The following is a 14,272-nucleotide window of genomic DNA, read 5'->3' on the forward strand; positions in this document are numbered from 1 at the left end:
TCGAAGAGGATAGAACAACATGGCGGACGCCGACCTGGATGTCGTGATCCGGCAACTGGCCAGACAGCTGCATACGGGCTTGATGACCCGCGCCAAGGAGCGGCGGGATCGCTTCAACGGCCTCGCGGCCAAGGCCAAGGGCAAGGAGACCGGCGACCGCTTCAAGATGATGGCCAAGGCCACCATGGAGCAGGCCACGGCCGCCGCCAAGCGCCTGCAGATGTCCGCCGACAACGTCGCCGACAGCTACGCGCGGTCGATGCGGCTTGCCGCCAGCACGCCGATCGCTGCGAAGGTGGAGAAGAAGGCGAAGGAAAAGCCTGTGAAGAAGGTGGCGAAGGCGAAGAAGGCCAAGAAGGCGAAGTAGCCGGGCTTCTTCCTTCTCCCCTTGTTGTGGGAGAAGGTGGTATAGGCGAACGCAGCTCTATATTTTCACCGCCGCGGCGCTGAAATCTGGGCCGGCTCGGCGCTGGCGAGTTCGGCGAGCCTGGCGCGCGCCGCGTCGCGGGTGCGGGCGTCCTTGCCGGCCGGCAGCGCCAGCGCTGCCTCGAAATCGGCGCGGGCATCTTCGGCCTGACCGCGGGCGAGGAACGCAAGGCCGCGGTCGAGGCGGGCCTGCGCATCCGAGGGGTCGAGGCGGATCGCCGTATTGTAACTCAGGATGGCGCGGTCGAGATCGCCGCTGCCGGCAAGCGCGAGACCACGCTCGTGATAGGGCGCGGCGAGCTTTGGATTGTGCGCGATCGCTTCGTCATAATCCTCGATCGCGAGCTCAAGGTCGCCGTTCTGCCGGCGCGCCCGCGCCCGGTCGCGATACAGCGAGGCACGGTTCGGATTGAGGTGGATGGCCTCGTCGAAATCCGCGATCGCTCGCCGCCAGTCGCCATGGCGCAGCGCGATCCGCCCACGCCCTTCATAGGCGAAGGCAATCAGCGAGCCGCGCAGCGGCGAGAAGCCGATCACGGCCGAACAAATGTCCGGATCGTCCTCGTCCCCGCAATTGACGACCATGTGCGTGGACAGGCCAATGAGCACGCTCAGGACGATCAGCAATGGTACCGCAGCTCTTGTCATCCTCGACGGTGGCGGGCAGAGGGCCGGCCACGCATCCCCTTTCGAAGGAATAGTCTCGCCGGGGTGTTAACACCGGCCGGGATATTCCTGTGTGCGCCAGGTCACAAACCAGGCGCGCGATTCCAGCCGATTCCATCAGCCCCAAGGACCACGTGTAGACCCGCGAGAAGGCCCGCGCGAGGACGAGCGGCCCCAGGGGCCCTGCGGCGGATAGTTCTCGTTGGCGCCGACCGACGGCGCCGCCTGCGCGCCGAGCTCTGCCGCGAGCTGCTGAAGCGCCGCGATGCGATTCTGCGTCGAAGGATGGGTGGCGAAGAGATTGTCGACGCCGTGGCCGGACAGCGGATTGATGATGAACATGTGCGCCGTGGCAGGATTTCGCTCCGCCTCGAGATTCGGGACCTGATGCGCCGCGCCCTCGATCTTCACCAGCGCCGAGGCCAGCCACATCGGCTGACCGGCGATGCGTGCGCCGAGATTGTCCGCGGCGTATTCGCGCGTGCGGCTGATCGCCATCTGCACCAGCATGGCGCCGATCGGGGCGAGGATCATCATCAGGATCGAGCCGACGATGCCGGGACCGCTATTGTCACGATTTCCGCCGAAGAACATGCCGAACTGCGCCAGCATCGAGATCGCACCCGCAATGGTCGCGGTAATAGTCATGAGCAGGGTGTCGTGGTGCTTGATATGGGCGAGCTCGTGCGCGATCACGCCGGCGAGCTCCTCCCGGCTGAGCTGGTGCATCAGGCCGGTGGTGACGGCAACCGCGGCGTTCTCGGGATTGCGCCCGGTCGCGAACGCATTGGGCTGCGGCTCGTCCATCAGGAACACGCGCGGCATCGGCAGGCCGGCGCGGCCCGCAAGCTCGGCGACGAGCCCGACCAGTTCCGGCGCGGTCGAACGATCGACCTCATGGGCGCCGTACATCGAGAGCACCATGCGATCGGAGTTCCAATAGGTGAAGAGATTGGTTGCCGCCGCGATGACGAGCGCGATCATGGCGCCTGTGGCGCCGCCGATGAGATAGCCGACGCCCATGAACAGGGCGGTGAGGCCTGCGAGGAGCATTGCGGTACGAAGATAGTTCATGGCGACATCCCGTTGCTGACGCATAAACCAGTGCAGCGAATCCAAGCTGACCAATTTGAGCCAAGGATTCAGCAGAGAAGCTTGAGTTATGAAGTCGGCCCCCCGCGCTGCAAGGGCTGCGACTGCGTCGCGGCGACGCACAGCTAAATCTTGACGCGTATTCATATCAAAATACACGCCGGAACCGAGGACATTGGAAAGCGTAGCCCGGACTAAGTTCCGGAGACGCGGGCACGGGAGCGCGGCTCCCGCATTGGTCCGTTGCATTGCCTCCCCTCAGCCAGGTGACTGCCATGATGGACCGGTCGCAGGCCGCTCCCGTTCACGATGCATCCCCTCCTTCCTTAGGCGAAGCGGCTGGTTCCGCAGACGCGAAGGGCCTGCAGCAAGCGCTGCGCGAGGAGCTGCTTGCCGATGAGAAGCACCCACGGCAGCCTGCTGCCCGGGTCGAACCCACGGGGCCTCCGCGAGGCCGGCTCCTGTTGCGGCGAAGCTTGAAGATCGCAGCAGGCCTTGCCGTCATCGCCATATTCGGCTGGCTGCCGCTGCGCACGATGTGGCAGAATTCCAGCGTCGAGGCCGTGCTGAACTCCCGCCTCGTCACCCTGCGCGCGCCGATCGGCGGACGCGTTGCCGCGGCCCCCGCCGCGATCAAGGACCAGGCGCATCTCGACGCCGGCATGGTCGTGCTGCGTGTCGTGAATTCGCGCGGCGATCGTTCGCGGCTCGACGACCTGCGGCGGCAGCAATCGCGACTGGAGAACGAGCGGCCGAGTCTCGCAACCAAGCTCGAGACCGCCCGGGCCGCCCAGCAGGACCTCGCCCGGCAGGCCGCATTGTTCAGGGACGGACGCGTCCTTCAGCTCGAAGCGCGCATCGCCGAAATCCAGACCTCGATCGAGGCAGCCGCCGCGCGACGAGAGGAAGCAAACGCCGCGGTTGACCGGGCGTCGTCGCTCGCGAAATCCGGCAACGTATCCACGGTCGAGTTGTCGCGGCTGACTCGCGAGCTGTCGGTAGCGCAGCAGACCGAACTCGGCGCGCGCAAGCGGCTGGACGCCGCACAGGTCGAGCTGCGTGCGGCAAGGAGCGGCTCGTTCCTCGGCGACAGCTACAACGACCGACCGAGTTCCGTGCAGCGCGAGGAGGAGATGCGCCTGCGCGCCAAGGACCTGGAAGCCGATCTGGTGCACACCGACACCGAGATCGCCTGGCTTGCCAACGAGATCATCGTCGAAGAGGTCCGCTTCACCGACATGTCCGAGGCCAGCATCAGAACCCCGGTCACCGGCCGGGTCTGGGAAATGATGACATCGCCGGGCGAGGACGTGCAGATCGGCCAGCCTCTGCTCAAGGTGCTGGATTGCAGCGGTAGCGTGATCACGGCCAATGTCACCGAGAGCGTATATAACCGCCTGCAGCTTGGCGATCATACCACTTTCGAGCCGAATGACGGCGGTGCCCCGATTTCCGGCACGGTCGTCAATCTGACCGGGGCTGCGGGCGCCCCGGCCAATCTCGCCATCAACCCCGATGCACTAGGCAAGGAGCCTTACCGCGTGACGGTGGCGCCTGCCGACGCCGCCGCGCACGACTGCACGGTGGGACGGACCGGCCGCGTGATCTTCGCCCGGCGCGAGGCGGCACCATGATGGCGGCGCTGGCGCCCGGCTTTCTTGCGCTCGGTGCGTTCATGGTGGTGGTGCCGCTTCTCAGGCGCGAGAACACGCCGGCGCGTTCGCTGCTGACCGGCGTGTCGTTCGTCCTGCTGCTGCGCTACTTCCATTGGCGCGTCACCGAGACCGTACCGCCGCCCGGACTGACCGCAGATTTCCTGATCGGCCTTCCCTTCATGCTGGCGGAATCCGCCTCCCTGATTGCGGTCGCGCTGTCGATGCTGTTCCTCAGCCGAACCATCGACCGTTCGGGCGCCGCGAAGGTCGACAGCCGCGCCAGGGATCGCGCAGCTCCGTTGATCGACGTGTTCATCTGCACCTACAACGAGGACAAATCGATCCTGGAGCGGACGATCATCGGCGCGACCGGGATGCAGTACGGCAACTACCGTGTCTGGGTGCTCGACGACGGACGCCGCCTGTGGCTGCGGCGCCTCGCCCAGGAGCTCGGCTGCCGCTACCTCGCGCGCGCCGATAACCGGCATGCCAAGGCGGGCAACATCAACCATGCGCTCGGACATGTCCGCGAATTGCCGGAGCCGCCGGACTTCATCGCAATTCTCGACGCCGATTTCGTGCCGCGGCCCGACTTCCTCAGTCGGACCATCAGCCTGATGGATGACGCCGGCGTGGGCGTCGTGCAGACGCCCCAGCATTTCATCAACTCCGATCCAATCCAGAGCAATCTGGGCGCCACCGACGTCTGGCCCGACGAGCAGCGCTTCTTTTTCGACATCCTGATGCCGGCAAAGGACGCCTGGGGCGTCGCCTTCTGCTGCGGCACGTCGTCCCTCATCCGCTACGGCGCCCTGATGCGGATCGGCGGCTTTCCGACAGACTCGGTCACCGAGGATTATCTCGTCACGCTGCGGCTGAAAGAGCTCGGCTTCAACACCGTCTATCTCAACGAGCGACTGACCATCGGTCTCGCGCCGGAGGGGCTCAAGGAATACATCACCCAGCGCGGGCGCTGGTGCCTCGGCTTCATGCAAATCGTGCGCGGCCGTAGCGGACCGCTGTCGCGTGATTCGAACCTCTCTTTTATCGACCGGCTGTCGCTGGTCGATGCCTTCATGAGCTGGACGGCCGTCTACGGGACCAGGATGTTCGGGCTGGTGGTGCCCTGGCTGTTCCTGCTTTTCGGCATCAAGGCGGTGCAGGCCGACCTCTCCGAGCTGTTGCGGTACTTCCTGCCGTTCTACGTCTGGCATGGACTCACCATGGCGTGGCTGTCGCGCGGCCGTTCGCTTGCGATGATGACGGATGTGTCGCAACTCGTTGCAGCGCCCGCGGTCCTCAAGGCGGTCGCGACCGGCCTGTTGAAGCCGAAAGGACACAAGTTCCAGGTCACGGCCAAGGGCGGCGAGCGCGGCCGGAAATTCGTGGAGTGGCCGCTGCTCCGGCTTTATGGCAGTGCGCTCATCATTACGCTCGCGGCCATCGCCTACGCCTTCATCCTGCATCTGCGCGGCGAGAACATCGCCTATGGCGGCCTGGCGCTGGCATGGAGCCTCTACAACGCCCTTATCCTCACCGTCGTCTGCTTCGTCTGCATCGAGCAGCCGCGCAAGCGCAAGGCGGAGCGCTTCAACCGCAACGAGCCGATCCTGCTGCATCAGGGCGGCAAATCGTACCTGGCTCGGCTCGGCGATATATCCATCAGCGGCGCCCGCTTCATCGACCCAGATCCACCCGCGATCGGCAGCAAGCTTGAATGCCAGATCTATGGCCGTTCGATCGCCGGCGTCGTGGTGCGGCGGACGAGGAATGGATTTGCAGTGCGCTTTGAAGAAAGCATGGATATCCGCGTCCATGCGATCAGGGCCTTCTACGCCGGCGAATATGTGCGCGCCTACCGGGGGATCAGGGCCATTCCCGTCGGCAAGGCGCTGCTGCTGCGGCTGTTCGGTTAGGCCGGCGCGACATCCACCCGCTCGCATTCGGTGCGCTAACATGGCATGGAAAGGATGGCCTGAGGCCATCAGTTCACCTAAACTTCGGACGAATCCACGCCTGCCCTCCCCGCCGGAACCCTATGCTCCAGACCCGATTTGCGATCGCGGCCGTCACTGTTCTCGCGCTCTCCGCAACCGCCTCCGCCCAGCCTCTCCCACCTCCCGCCAAGCCCGCAGCGCCGAGGGCCACCGCGCCGTCGCCGCGCGCGGCGTCGTGCCACAACGGCGCGAGCTTCGATCGCTTCCTGGCGGACGTGAAGAGCCAAGCCGTTGCCGCCGGCGTGTCGCAGCGGACGATCGCGGAGGCTTCGCCCTACCTCGTCTACGACCAGGGCATCGTCAACCGCGACCGCGGCCAGCGGGTGTTCGGCCAGCTCTTCACTGAATTTGCCGGCCGCATGGCCGCGCCCTATCGCATGCAGAACGGCCAGCAGCACATCAAGACCCACGCCGCGGCATTCGCGCGCGCCGAAAAGGAATACGGCGTGCCGCCGGCGGTGATCGCCGCGTTCTGGGGCCTCGAGAGCGATTTCGGCGTCAACATGGGAAATCTGCCGACGCTGAAATCGCTGGTGTCGCTCGCCTATGACTGCCGACGCTCGGAGATGTTCGTGGGCGAGACCATCGCCGCGCTGAAGATCATCGACCGCGGCGATCTGCATCCCGACGAGATGGTCGGCTCCTGGGCCGGCGAGCTCGGGCAGACGCAGTTCCTGCCCGTGCACTACGTCAACTATGCCGTCGACTATGACGGCGACGGGCGACGCGATCTCCTGCGCAGCGAGGACGACGTGATCGGCTCGACCGCGAACTACATCGCCAACGGCTTGAAGTGGCGGCGCGGCGAGCCGTGGCTGGAGGAGATCAAGGTGCCGCAGAACCTGCCGTGGGATCAGACCGATCTCACGGTGCGAGAGCCGCGCTCGAAATGGGCGCAGCTGGGGGTCACCTATCCCGACGGCCGGCCGCTGCCGAACGACAATCTCGCGGCGTCCGTGCTGCTGCCGATGGGACGCTTCGGTCCGGCCTTCATGGCGTACCCGAATTTCGCCGCCTACACCGAGTGGAATAACTCGCTGATCTATTCGACGACGGCGGGCTATCTCGCCACCCGCATCGCGGGCGCGGCCCCGATGCGCAAGCCGGCGGGGCCGGTCGCGCAACTACCGTTCAACGAACTGAAGGCCTTGCAGCAGCTCCTGGCGCGCGCCGGCTTCAATGTCGGCAAGATCGACGGCGTGCTGGGCCAGCAGAGCCGCGCCGCGGTGAAGGCGATGCAGATCAAATACGGCCTGCCGGCGGATTCCTGGCCGACCGCGGAGCTGCTCGCCCGGATGCGCGGCGGCACGGCGCAGGCGCAGCCGGCGGGGACGATCCGGTAGAATTTTCGCACCGCACAAGCCGCTCCTGCGATTGCTTTTTTCCATGACGGCCCCATGTGAGTGGCTCAGGTTTTCTCCTGAAATTTCCCACCATGAGAGCGAGCATCACATGTCTTTTTACGACACCGTCGTCCCCGCCTATCTGCAGATGCTGAACAGCCTCACCGGCTTGCTCACGAAAGCCGAGGCGCATTGCGCGGCCAAGAAGGTCGATCCCGCCGTCCTGCTCGGCTCCCGCCTCTTTCCGGACATGCTGCCGCTTTCGAAGCAGATCCAGCTGGTCAGCGATTTCGCCGCCAAGGGCTGCGCGCGGCTGACCCATAGCGAAGTGCCCTCCACGCCTGACACCGAGACGACGATTGCGGAGTTGAAGCAGCGGCTGGCCAAGACCATCGACTATGTGAAGTCGTTCAAGCCGGAGCAGTTCGAGGGCGCCGAGACCAAGGACGTCAGCTTCCCCGGCGGCCCCGACAAGACCATCACGATGAAGGGGCAGCAATTCCTCAGCGCGTTCTCGCTGCCGAACTTCTATTTCCACGCCACCACCGCGCACGGCATCCTGCGTCACAACGGCGTCGAGATCGGCAAGCGCGACTTCCTCGGCGCGAACTGACGTATCGCGCGGCCGCCGCAGTCGGAATCCGCTGCTCCGGCCCCCAATTGCACACGAATTATGCTACGCGGCCCCTGCCGCGTAGCTTGTCTGCACTTTCCGTATGGCTCATCCCTTGCGCCGATTGCCGCGATGCACAAGTGTTCCGGACCTCTCACCGCCTGGAAGCACTCCCATGAGCCGCCCGACCAAATTGTTTGAAACCTACAAGCTCGGCCCGATTACGCTGGCCAACCGTTTCGTGATGGCGCCATTGACGCGCAACCGCGCCGTTCCCGGCACCTTCGTACCCGGTGCGCTCGCTGCCGACTATTACGCCCAGCGGGCCTCCGCAGGGCTTCTGATCACCGAAGCGAGCCAGGTCTCGCAGCAGGGCCAGGGCTACCAGGACACCCCCGGCATTTACTCCAAGGACCAGGTCGCCGGGTGGCGCAAGGTCACCGACCGTGTCCATGAGCGCGGCGGCAAGATCTTCATCCAGCTCTGGCATGTCGGCCGCATCTCGCATGTCGATCTCCAGGCCAATGGCGCAGCCCCGGTGGCGCCGAGCGCGATCCGCGCCAAGGGCAAGACCTTCGTGAACGGCGGCTTTGCCGATGTCTCCGAGCCACGCGCGCTCGAGCTCTCCGAAATTCCCGGGATCATCGACGACTTCAAGCGTGCCACGACAAATGCAATCGAGGCCGGCTTCGACGGCGTCGAGATCCACGGCGCCAACGGCTATCTGCTTGAGCAATTCGCCAAGGACGGCACCAACAAGCGCACTGACGCCTATGGCGGCTCGATCGAGAACCGCGCGAGGCTGATGCTGGAGGTCTCGAAGGCCGTCGTGGCCGAAGCCGGTGCCGAGCGAACCGGCATCCGCATCTCGCCGGTGACGCCGGCCAACGACATCTCGGACTCGAATACGCAGGCTCTCTACGACCATATCGTCGACGGCCTCAGCGCGCTGAAGCTCGCTTATCTCCATGTCGTCGAAGGCGCCACGGGCGGCCCGCGCGACATCGCACCTTTCGACTATGCCGGCCTGCGCAAGCGCTTCGCCGGTGCCTATGTCGCCAACAACGGCTACGATTTCGAACTCGCGACCAAGGTGCTGGACGCGGGCGCGGCCGACCTCATCGCCTTCGGCAAGCCGTTCATCTCCAACCCCGACCTGGTCGAGCGGTTGAAGACGGGCGCGGCGCTCAACGACTGGGACAAGAACACGTTCTACGGCGGCGGCGCGAAGGGATACACGGATTATCCGGCGCTCGCGGCTGAGGCGGCGGAGTAAGGCTATCGTCGCCGCTCCATCCTCCGTCATTGCGAGGAGCGAAGCGACGAAACAATCCAGACTTCCTCCGCGGAAAGATTCTGGATTGCTTCGCTTCGCTCGCAATGACGTTGTGGAAGCAGAATCCACGACAATGAAAAGAAAAAGGCCGGGATCGCTCCCGGCCTTTCGTCGTTATGTGATGTGCCTTATTGCAGCGAGGCGCGCTTCGGGGGCTGTGCCGGCCACGACTTGATCAGCGTGTCGTAGTCGACCGTCTCGCCCTTCGGCTTCTCGTTGGCGAGCTTGCGCTGGGGAGCAATCGTGCCGTCCTTCTGGGCCTTGGCGAACCAGTACTCGGCCGTCTCCTTCTTGTGCAGCTTCGGACCGCAGGCGCCCTGCACGCCCGACTTCTCCAGGCGCTCCATCACGGAGTCCTGGGCCGCGGCGAGCGAGTCCATCGCGGCTTGCGGCGTCTTCGCACCGGACGACGCATCGCCGATGTTCTGCCACCACAACTGCGCCAGCTTCGGATAGTCGGGCACGTTGTTGCCGGTCGGGGTCCACTGCACGCGCGCGGGCGAGCGGTAGAACTCGATCAGGCCGCCGAGCTTCGGCGCACGCTCCGTGAACGACTTGTCCCAGATGTCGGATTCACGAATGAACGTGAGACCGACATGGCTCTTCTTCAGCGACACCGTCTTGGAGATGATGAACTGGAGATAGAGCCAGGCCGCCTTGCGGCGATCCGCCGGGGTCGACTTCAGCAGCGTCACCGAGCCGGCGTCCTGGTAGCCGAGCTTCATGCCTTCCTTCCAGTACGAACCGTGCGGCGACGGAGCCATACGCCATTTCGGCGTACCGTCCGCGTTCATCACGGCGATGCCGGGCTTCACCATGTCGGCGGTGAAGGCGGTGTACCAGAACATCTGCTGGGCGATGTTGCCCTGCGCCGGCACCGGACCCGACTCGGAGAAGGTCATGCCCTGAGCCTGCGGCGGAGCATACTTCTTCATCCACTCCAGATACTTGGTGATCGAGTAGACCGCGGCCGGACCGTTGGTGTCGCCACCACGCTCGACCGAAGAGCCGACCGGACGGCAGCCTTCCATGCGGATGCCCCACTCGTCGACCGGCAGACCGTTCGGAATGCCCTTGTCGCCGTTGCCGGCCATCGACAGCCAGGCGTCGGTGAAACGCCAGCCGAGCGACGGGTCCTTCTTGCCATAGTCCATATGGCCGTAGACCTTGACGCCGTTGATCTCCTTGATGTCGTTGGTGAAGAACTCGGCGATGTCCTCGTAGGCCGACCAGTTCACGGGAACGCCGAGCTCGTAGCCGTACTTGGCCTTGAACTTGGCCTTGTAGTCGGGGTTGGTGAACCAGTCGTAGCGGAACCAATAGAGGTTGGCGAACTGCTGGTCGGGCAGCTGGTAGAGCTTGCCGTCCGGCGCGGTGCCGAACGACTTGCCGATGAAGTCGTTGACGTCGAGCATGGGGTCGGTGACGTCCTTGCCCTCGCCGGTCATGTAGTCCGACAGCGCGATGGTCTGGCCGTAGCGGAAATGCGTGCCGATCAGGTCGGAATCGTTGATCCAGCCGTCGTACACGTTCTTGCCGGACTGCATCTGGGTCTGCAGCTTCTCGACCACGTCACCTTCCTGGATGATGTCGTGCTTGAGCTTGATGCCGGTGAGCTCGGAGAACGCCTTGGCCAGCGTCTGCGACTCGTATTCGTGGGTGGTAATGGTCTCGGAGACCACGTTGATCTCCATGCCCTTGAAGGGCTCGGCGGCCTTGACGAACCACTCCAGCTCCTTCTTCTGGTCCTCCTTCGACAGCGTCGAGGGTTGGAATTCCGCGATCCACTTCTGGATCGCGGCGTCGTCGGCGGCGCGAACCGGCGCCGAGACGGCGAACGACACCGCGACGATGGCGGCGACGCTGGACATCGTCAGAAAACTGCTCTTGGTCAATGGACGTTCCCTTCTCCTAAACTGCCGCATGTTGTTCCTCCGTTGCAGCGACAAACTTTCTACAGGCCCGGGTTGCTCCCGGATCTGGCCGTCCCTTCGCGAGCTTCAGACCGTGCGGAAAATGAGCACGGCCGTGACCAGCGAAATTCCGCTTGCGAGCCACAGGCTCGAAATTTCAAGACCTTCCTCACCGATCGGAAGCGTGGCGAGTGCGTCGGTGCCGGCGAAGGCGATCCACAGGAGGTGGATGACGGCCGCCGTGATCAGGGAGATGAACAGGCGGTCGCCCCGCGTCGTCGGAATACTGAGCACGCCGACGCGCTCGGCTTCGGGATAGACCGCGGCGAGCCAGGTCATGACCGCGAGGGTGCTGGCGAGCGCCACGAAGAAGATCGCGGTCGGCAGCGTCCAGGCCATCCATGCGATGGATTCCATAGCAGCCTCCTAAACTCGGCCGAGCGCAAAACCGCTCGCGATGTAATTGCGGACGAACCAGATCACGAGCGCGCCCGGAATGATGGTGAGCACGCCGGCAGCCGCCAGCAGGCCCCAATCCATGCCGGCCGCCGACACCGTGCGCGTCATGATCGCCGCGATCGGCTTGGCCTGCACCGACGTCAGCGTCCGCGCGAGCAGCAGCTCGACCCAGGAGAACATGAAGCAGAAGAAGGCGGCGACGCCGATGCCGCTCGCGATCAGCGGCACAAGGATCTTGATGAAGAAACGCGGGAAGGAATAGCCGTCGAGGAAGGCGGTCTCGTCGATCTCGCGCGGTACGCCGGACACGAAACCTTCCAGGATCCACACCGCCAGCGGAACGTTGAAGATGCAGTGCGCCAGCGCGACCGCCCAGGGCGTATCGAACAAGCCGATCGCCGAATAGAGGTTGAAGAACGGCAGCGCGTAGACCGCGGCCGGCGCCATCCGGTTCGACAGCAGCCAGAAGAATAGATGCTTGTCGCCGAGGAAGCGGTAGCGCGAGAAAGCGTAGGCCGCCGGCAGCGCCACCGAGATCGAGATGATGGTGTTGAGGACGACGTATTCCAGCGAGTTGATGTAGCCGGAATACCAGCTCTCGTCGGTGAAGATGCGCTTGTAGTGCTGCAGCGTCGGCGCGTGCGGCCACAGCGTCATCGTCGAGACGATCTCGGCGTTGGTCTTGAAGCTCATGTTGACGAGCCAGTAGATCGGCAACAGCAGGAAGATCAGGAACAGCGCCATGATAAGGCGACGGCCGGGAATCGAGTGCATCACGCGGCTCCTTCCTGCGGTTTCCGATCGCTGCCGGCATTGGTCATGACGGTGTAGAAGATCCAGCAGACGATCAGGATGATCAGATTGTAGACCAGCGACAGCGCGGCGGCCTTGCCGAGGTCGAACTGGCCGAGCGCGATCTTGACCAGCTCGATCGACACGAAGGTCGTCGAATTGCCCGGGCCGCCGCCTGTGACGACGAACGGCTCGGTATAGATCATGAAGCTGTCCATGAAGCGCAGCAGCACCGCGATCAGCAGCACGCGGTTCATCTTGGGCAGCTGGATCGCCTTGAACACGGCCCAGCGCGAGGCGCCGTCGATCTGCGCGGCCTGGTAATAGGCTTCGGGAATCGACTTCAGGCCGGCATAGCAGAGCAGCGCGACGAGACTGGTCCAGTGCCAGACGTCCATCACGATGACGGTAACCCAGGCGTCGATGTCGTTGGAGACATAATTGTAGTCGAGGCCGATGTGGTTGAGGACATAGCCCATCAGGCCGATGTCGGGCCGGCCGAAGATCTGCCATATCGTGCCGACCACGTTCCACGGAATCAAAAGCGGCAGCGCGAGGATCACGAGACAGGCCGCCACCGTCCATCCCTGCCGCGGCATCGATAGTGCGATGACGATGCCGAGCGGGACCTCGATGGCGAGGATCACCAGCGAGAAGAACAGATTGCGGCCGAGCGAGGCGAGGAAGCGGCCGCCGAGATCGGTCGAGGGATCGAGCAGCTCCTTGAACCAGCCGACGCCGTTCCAGAAGAACTGGTTGTTGCCGAAGGTGTCCTGCATCGAATAGTTCACGACCGTCATCAGCGGCAGCACCGCCGAGAACGCGACGACCAGGAACACCGGCAGCACCAGGAACCAGGCTTTTTGGTTGACGGTCTTGTCCATCAGGCGGCTCCCTCCACCAGAAGGCTGTCGGCATAGACGTGGACGTATGACGGATCGAACTTCAGCCCGGCGGTGCCGTCCGCGCTGGTGAAGCCTGCCGGCGCACGCGCGGCGAGCTTTGCGTCACCGAGGCGCGCGCGCGCAAAACGGATGCGGCCGAGATCGTCGATGCGCTCGATCTTCGCCGTGAGCAGGCCCGGCGCAGGCGCGACGACCTCGACGAATTCGGGGCGCACGCCGATCTCGATCTTCGCGCCCGCCGGTAGAGCGTCATAACTGCGGTTCAGCGCGATGACGTGGCCGCCGATCCTGGCCTCGCGGCCCCTCACCTCGGCCGGAATGATGTTCATGCCGGGCGAGCCGATGAAATAGCCGACGAAGGTATGCGCCGGCTTGTCGAACAGCTCGGCCGGCGTGCCGCTCTGCACCACGCGGCCGTCATGCATGACGACGACGGTGTCGGCGAAGGTCAGCGCCTCGGTCTGGTCGTGGGTGACGTAGATCATCGTGAGGTCGAGCTCGCGATGCAGCGCCTTCAGCTTGGAGCGGAGCTGCCATTTCAGCTCGGGGTCGATCACAGTCAGCGGCTCGTCGAACAGCACGGCGGCGACGTCGGAGCGGACGAGACCGCGGCCGAGCGAGATCTTTTGCTTGGCATCCGCCGTGAGCCGGGTCGCCTTGCGATTCAGATAGGGCTCGAGGTCGAGCAGCCGGCCGATCTCGGCGACGCGCTTGTCGATCTCGGCCTTCGGCACGCCGCGGTTCTTCAACGGAAACGCCAGGTTCTGCCCCACCGTCATGGTGTCGTAGATCACCGGAAACTGGAACACCTGGGCGATGTTGCGCTTCTGGGTTGACAGCGGTGTGATGTCCTCGCCGTCGAACAGGATTTTCCCCCGCGACGGCGTGATGATGCCGGAAATGACGTTGAGCAGCGTGGTCTTGCCGCAGCCGGACGGCCCGAGCAGCGCATAGGCGCCGCCCTGCCGCCAGGTCATGGTCACCGGCTTCAGCGCAAAGCTTTCCTGCGGCGCGTCATTGCCGCCGTAGGAATGGGCGAGATCGACGAGGTCAATGCGGGCCATGGCGCATCTCC

At 64.5% G+C, this 14,272-nt stretch carries 13 protein-coding genes; 6 read left to right on the forward strand and 7 right to left on the reverse strand.

Going from position 1 to position 14,272, the window contains the following annotated elements; all coding sequences use genetic code 11:
* Positions 1 to 19: 19 nt before the first annotated feature.
* Entirely contained in the window at positions 20 to 367 is a 348-nt protein-coding gene (locus tag JQ572_RS32740; RefSeq protein ID WP_211386964.1) for a hypothetical protein, read from the forward strand.
* Positions 368 to 432: 65 nt separating this feature from the next.
* Here the strand turns inward: JQ572_RS32740 and JQ572_RS32745 are convergent, their stop codons facing one another.
* Both JQ572_RS32745 and htpX read right to left on the reverse strand, forming a co-directional pair.
* Positions 433 to 1,074, reverse strand: a complete 642-nt coding sequence (locus tag JQ572_RS32745) for a tetratricopeptide repeat protein (RefSeq protein WP_211386965.1) — start codon at positions 1,072 to 1,074, stop codon at positions 433 to 435.
* Between the two features lie 135 nt (positions 1,075 to 1,209).
* Positions 1,210 to 2,166 carry a zinc metalloprotease HtpX gene (gene htpX, locus JQ572_RS32750; protein ID WP_211386966.1) on the reverse strand — a complete coding sequence of 319 codons (957 nt, stop codon included), beginning with the start codon at positions 2,164 to 2,166 and terminating at the stop codon, positions 1,210 to 1,212.
* 494 nt (positions 2,167 to 2,660) lie between these two features.
* Here htpX and JQ572_RS32755 point away from each other — a divergent pair, with 494 nt between their 5' ends.
* The 5 genes from JQ572_RS32755 (at position 2,661) to JQ572_RS32775 (ending at position 9,068) form a co-directional block, all read left to right on the forward strand.
* Positions 2,661 to 3,818, forward strand: coding sequence for an HlyD family secretion protein (locus JQ572_RS32755; protein ID WP_249129634.1), 1,158 nt, complete (start codon positions 2,661 to 2,663; stop codon positions 3,816 to 3,818).
* Positions 3,815 to 5,755 (forward strand): glycosyltransferase, encoded by a 1,941-nt coding sequence (locus JQ572_RS32760; protein WP_211386968.1) that lies wholly within the window; start codon positions 3,815 to 3,817, stop codon positions 5,753 to 5,755. Before JQ572_RS32755 ends, JQ572_RS32760 begins: the two co-directional genes overlap by 4 nt.
* Before the next feature lie 122 nt (positions 5,756 to 5,877).
* Positions 5,878 to 7,179 carry a lytic murein transglycosylase gene (locus JQ572_RS32765; RefSeq protein ID WP_211386969.1) on the forward strand — a complete coding sequence of 434 codons (1,302 nt, stop codon included), beginning with the start codon at positions 5,878 to 5,880 and terminating at the stop codon, positions 7,177 to 7,179.
* Between the two features lie 109 nt (positions 7,180 to 7,288).
* Complete coding sequence (locus tag JQ572_RS32770; protein ID WP_211386970.1) at positions 7,289 to 7,792, forward strand: DUF1993 domain-containing protein; 504 nt, start codon at positions 7,289 to 7,291, stop codon at positions 7,790 to 7,792.
* A gap of 175 nt (positions 7,793 to 7,967) precedes the next feature.
* Entirely contained in the window at positions 7,968 to 9,068 is a 1,101-nt protein-coding gene (locus tag JQ572_RS32775) for an alkene reductase (protein WP_211386971.1), read from the forward strand.
* Positions 9,069 to 9,256: 188 nt separating this feature from the next.
* Here the strand turns inward: JQ572_RS32775 and JQ572_RS32780 are convergent, their stop codons facing one another.
* The 5 genes from JQ572_RS32780 to JQ572_RS32800 all read right to left on the reverse strand — a co-directional run bounded on the left by JQ572_RS32780 (position 9,257) and on the right by JQ572_RS32800 (position 14,261).
* Positions 9,257 to 10,999, reverse strand: coding sequence for an ABC transporter substrate-binding protein (locus JQ572_RS32780; RefSeq protein ID WP_211387033.1), 1,743 nt, complete (start codon positions 10,997 to 10,999; stop codon positions 9,257 to 9,259).
* A 129-nt stretch (positions 11,000 to 11,128) separates the two neighbouring features.
* The gene (locus JQ572_RS32785; RefSeq protein ID WP_211386972.1) at positions 11,129 to 11,458 is read right to left on the reverse strand and encodes a DUF2160 domain-containing protein; all 330 of its coding nucleotides are present in this window, start codon (positions 11,456 to 11,458) and stop codon (positions 11,129 to 11,131) included.
* Positions 11,459 to 11,467: 9 nt separating this feature from the next.
* Entirely contained in the window at positions 11,468 to 12,274 is an 807-nt protein-coding gene (locus JQ572_RS32790) for a carbohydrate ABC transporter permease (protein WP_007606994.1), read from the reverse strand.
* Positions 12,274 to 13,176 carry a carbohydrate ABC transporter permease gene (locus JQ572_RS32795; RefSeq protein ID WP_211386973.1) on the reverse strand — a complete coding sequence of 301 codons (903 nt, stop codon included), beginning with the start codon at positions 13,174 to 13,176 and terminating at the stop codon, positions 12,274 to 12,276. Before JQ572_RS32795 ends, JQ572_RS32790 begins: the two co-directional genes overlap by 1 nt.
* The gene (locus JQ572_RS32800; RefSeq protein WP_211386974.1) at positions 13,176 to 14,261 is read right to left on the reverse strand and encodes an ABC transporter ATP-binding protein; all 1,086 of its coding nucleotides are present in this window, start codon (positions 14,259 to 14,261) and stop codon (positions 13,176 to 13,178) included. The genes JQ572_RS32795 and JQ572_RS32800 overlap by 1 nt, the downstream gene beginning before the upstream one ends.
* Positions 14,262 to 14,272 lie beyond the last annotated feature (11 nt).

The sequence above is a fragment of the Bradyrhizobium sp. SZCCT0153 genome (assembly GCF_018129995.1).
Classification (GTDB): domain Bacteria; phylum Pseudomonadota; class Alphaproteobacteria; order Rhizobiales; family Xanthobacteraceae; genus Bradyrhizobium; species Bradyrhizobium japonicum_G.

Bases quoted from the DNA above. Each gene is read 5' to 3' on its own strand.
- JQ572_RS32740 (WP_211386964.1), top strand. From the start codon at position 20: ATGGCGGACGCCGACCTGGATGTCGTGATCCGGCAACTGGCCAGACAG.
- htpX (WP_211386966.1), bottom strand. From the start codon at position 2,166: ATGAACTATCTTCGTACCGCAATGCTCCTCGCAGGCCTCACCGCCCTG.
- JQ572_RS32780 (WP_211387033.1), bottom strand. From the start codon at position 10,999: ATGTCCAGCGTCGCCGCCATCGTCGCGGTGTCGTTCGCCGTCTCGGCG.
- JQ572_RS32765 (WP_211386969.1), top strand. From the start codon at position 5,878: ATGCTCCAGACCCGATTTGCGATCGCGGCCGTCACTGTTCTCGCGCTC.
- JQ572_RS32785 (WP_211386972.1), bottom strand. From the start codon at position 11,458: ATGGAATCCATCGCATGGATGGCCTGGACGCTGCCGACCGCGATCTTC.
- JQ572_RS32775 (WP_211386971.1), top strand. From the start codon at position 7,968: ATGAGCCGCCCGACCAAATTGTTTGAAACCTACAAGCTCGGCCCGATT.
- JQ572_RS32795 (WP_211386973.1), bottom strand. From the start codon at position 13,176: ATGGACAAGACCGTCAACCAAAAAGCCTGGTTCCTGGTGCTGCCGGTG.
- JQ572_RS32790 (WP_007606994.1), bottom strand. From the start codon at position 12,274: ATGCACTCGATTCCCGGCCGTCGCCTTATCATGGCGCTGTTCCTGATC.
- JQ572_RS32800 (WP_211386974.1), bottom strand. From the start codon at position 14,261: ATGGCCCGCATTGACCTCGTCGATCTCGCCCATTCCTACGGCGGCAAT.
- JQ572_RS32760 (WP_211386968.1), top strand. From the start codon at position 3,815: ATGATGGCGGCGCTGGCGCCCGGCTTTCTTGCGCTCGGTGCGTTCATG.
- JQ572_RS32745 (WP_211386965.1), bottom strand. From the start codon at position 1,074: ATGACAAGAGCTGCGGTACCATTGCTGATCGTCCTGAGCGTGCTCATT.
- JQ572_RS32770 (WP_211386970.1), top strand. From the start codon at position 7,289: ATGTCTTTTTACGACACCGTCGTCCCCGCCTATCTGCAGATGCTGAAC.